The 2,827-nt window shown below is 52.7% G+C and carries 2 protein-coding genes; one reads left to right on the forward strand and one right to left on the reverse strand.

The window, feature by feature from the left end:
• A partial coding sequence (locus BUE76_RS10150; RefSeq protein ID WP_143313424.1) for a PAS domain S-box protein occupies positions 1–1,604 on the reverse strand: 1,604 nt, incomplete at its 3' end.
• A 240-nt stretch (positions 1,605–1,844) separates the two neighbouring features.
• Here BUE76_RS10150 and BUE76_RS10155 point away from each other — a divergent pair.
• Positions 1,845–2,642, forward strand: a complete 798-nt coding sequence (locus tag BUE76_RS10155; RefSeq protein ID WP_073048189.1) for a YaiO family outer membrane beta-barrel protein — start codon at positions 1,845–1,847, stop codon at positions 2,640–2,642.
• Positions 2,643–2,827: the final 185 nt, after the last annotated feature.

Below are 2,827 nucleotides of genomic sequence, written 5' to 3' on the forward strand. Positions count from 1 at the left end.
GCCACCTCTTTCCGCTCGTCGGGGTGGATGAATTCGAGCCAGTTGTTGCGGTTAAGCATATAGGAGGATGGCAGTTCCAGCAGGGCATAGATCACTTCGTCGCACACCAGGGTATCGGTGGCGGCATAGTATTGCCAGGTGCCCAGTTGTACCATGTCGTTGGTAAATCGCAGTCGCTCCAGCAGGTTGTTGCGTTCGCTCTCAGCCTGTTTGCGTTCCGAGATATCGCGGATAAAAGCGCAGATAAATTCTTCCGACTCTCCTTTCAGTTCCATGATGAACAGCTCGATGGGAAACTCGCGTCCGCTCTTATCAATTGCCGTCAGTTCCAGCACCCGGTCCATCACATGTTGCTCACCGGTCTGGCGGTAGCGTTCAAAGCCTGCTGCATGTCCCTTGCGGTGGTAGCCGGGAACAATGGTATCCTGAAGGCGCTTGCCCATGGCTTCGGCTTCCGTCCAGCCAAATATTTGTTCGGCTTTATTGTTCCAGTAGGAAATATACCCATGCCGATCAATACAGATGATGGCATCCTGCGAAGCGTTCATGATCAGCCTGCGGGTTTGTTCACTTTTGGCACGGGCGGCTTCGGCAAGCTGCTGTTCGGTAATATCGCGGGCAAGAATGCTAATGCCCACCAGGTTGCCGTGCTCTTTGTCTTTGATGACCTTATGCTGCAATTCTATATAGCATTCAGCGCCATTGATCACCAGTTTCTGTGTCCAGTTGAGCACCTTGCCTTTCAGTACTTCCTGGTACATGGCCGAAGCGCCTGTTCTATCTTCCTTGCTGAAGAGGTCCAGGATGTTTTGCCCTACGCGGGCATCACCACCGGTGCCGGCATCCAGGTAGGACTTGGCTTTTTCATTCATCAGTATGATGTGAAAGCTGGGGCTGAGCAGGTAAAATCCCTCGTGGGTGGAAGTGAGCAGCACCTTTATCTGGTCGGATACCTTGATGCGCTTGACCATATTGCGAAAGGTCAGGTAGAAAAGGAACAACATCAATAATACCACCACCAGCGTTACCAGGGCAAACATCCAGATGATGCGGGGTTGTAACTTATCCTGTGCCTGCCGGTGCTGTTGCAATAAAGCGTTTTGGCGGGCAATGCCGAGGCGGATATCCCGCCTGATGGTGCTTGAATGCTGCGCAAGCCTGCTAAACTGCTCTGCGCTTACCCCATTTGCCGGCCGTGTAGCTGGCATTGGCGTAATGGTGCTGTCCTGTAATGCCATTTTAGCCTTCATAGTGGCGCCTACCATTTGCAGGTCGGTACCTATGGCCGTGTCGGTGCGCAGCGTAGCCAGCAACTGGCCAAAGGAATGCCGCTCGACATGCATGCTGTCCAGCCACTGCTGTTCGCCGGTGAGCAAAAAAGTACGGAACCTGTTCTCTTCCGCACTCAGGTAGCTTTCCAGCAACACCAGTTCCCGCAGGTTGGTTTGGGTTTTGCGCAAAATGGTTTTTTCTTCCGTAAAGCGGTTGAACTGGGAGTAAAGGTTTATGGAGCTCAGACTCAGCACGGTGAGAAAAAGCAACAGGGCGCTAATAAGCCCGGTTCGCCCCCAAAGGGTGGCAAACCGAAGTCGGTTGGACAGCATGTACAGGTACGTTTAGTTTTTCAATGGTTGGAAGTCCGGCATGATCCATCAAACTGCGCGGGACGTAAAGGTAGCCTACCTGCTTCTTTATTGAGAAACAGCTTTCGACGAATAGCAGTTTTTTTTCGGGTGTTTGGCCTTGCCAACCTTCAAATGGGTGAAATGAGCCATATTTCTGCCTTTTCTGCCGAGCTTGACCAGGTGTTTGGTTAATTATGCTCATTTTTGCAGTCATCCATTATGCTACGCAAAAAACCGCTCCTCCGCACCCTCATTGCCTGTGGCCTGTTAACGCCTTTCCTTGCGCAGGCACAGATAAATGATACAGCCCGCCAGCAAACCGTATTGGCCACCTACGAGTGGAACCACTGGAAACAAGCACGTAATTACAACTGGAATCAGGGATCCCTTGAGTACAAAACCCAGGGCCGCGGTGGCGCCCTGCTGGGCCGTTTCAACTACGGGCAACGTTTTGCCAACCAGGGCTGGCAGGCGGAGGTGGAAGCCTATCCACGTTTATCCAAAAAAGTATATGCTTATACCGGCATCGGCTATTCGGCAAGTGCACCGGTTTTTCCCAAATGGCGCAGCGGGGCTTCCTTGTTTGTAAACCTGCCCCGGGCCTGGGAAGTGGAGGGCGGTGTGCGCTACCTCCATTTTGACCGGGATATCTGGATGGGCACCGCCGGTGTTGGAAAATATGTAGGCAACTGGTTTTTGCAAGGGCGCAGTTTTCTCTCGCTCAACAACAGCCAGGGTATCGACCAGTCTTATTTCCTTACGGCCCGGTATTACTTGCCCAGCGGAACAGATTATGTATGGGGGCAACTGGGCACCGGTGTGTCGCCCGACGAAAACCAGGCGGCACAGCTACAGGTGCCCAACCTGCAGCGCCAGAACATCGCTGCGGGTATCCGTACAACGGTAGGTGGCCGCCACCTGCTGCTGGGTACCCTGGGCTATGCCCGCAACGAATACCGCAAAGGGGCCTATGGCAGCCAACTTACGGTGTTGGTGGGTTATGGTGTAAAGTTCTAGGTGAGACTAGGGGAATGGATGATGGACCATGGGCCATGGACGATGGACTATGGTCCATGGGGGACGACGAAAGGAAGGGACAACAAAGGACAGGCAAAAGACCTCCGGTAGTATTACATAAAATACTGAACTATACAATATAAAAAAAGGCGACGGACGCTTAAAGCTCTGCTTTAAGCGTCCGT

This window comes from Cnuella takakiae, assembly GCF_001953305.1.
In the GTDB taxonomy this organism is placed as follows: domain Bacteria; phylum Bacteroidota; class Bacteroidia; order Chitinophagales; family Chitinophagaceae; genus Flavisolibacter; species Flavisolibacter takakiae.